The sequence below is a fragment of the Bradyrhizobium sp. Crot121 genome (genome assembly GCF_059512385.1).
This window is the reverse complement of record NZ_JCAMOR010000361.1, coordinates 1-467: the sequence shown is the minus strand read 5'-3', so window position 1 is coordinate 467 and position 467 is coordinate 1. Positions and strand designations below refer to the sequence as shown.

Sequence of the window (467 nt, the reverse complement as noted above, 5' to 3'; positions counted from 1 at the left end):
CTCCTGATCGACGTCAAGCGGCGCGGGTTGCAGATCGCCCCGGAAATTGCCGTCGGCGACGGCGCGCTCGGCTTCTGGAAGGCGCTCGAGGAGGTCTGTCCCGGCACGCGCCACCAGCGATGCTGGGTGCACAAGACCGTGAATGTCCTGGACAAGGTCCCGCTCTCGGTGCAGGCCGCCATGAAGAAGGATCTCCGCGAGGTCTATTGGGCGCCGAACCGGACGTCCGCCGAAGCGGCGATCGACGTCTTTGCCGAAAAATACCGCGCCAAATACGGCCGGGCGGTCGAATGCCTGGTCAAGGATCGCGACGCGCTGCTGGCCTTCTACGACTTCCCGGCCGAGCATTGGGATCACTTGCGCACGAGCAATCCCATCGAAAGCGTGTTTGCGACCGTGCGGCACCGGACGGTGCGCACCAAGGGCTCGTTGTCGCCAACTCCCGCCAGGCTGATGGTGTTCAAACT

General features: G+C 64.5%; 1 protein-coding gene. It reads left to right on the top strand.

From position 1 onward, the window contains the following. A partial coding sequence (locus AC5ZGW_RS46975) for an IS256 family transposase (RefSeq protein WP_496114250.1) occupies positions 1-467 on the top strand: 467 nt, incomplete at both ends.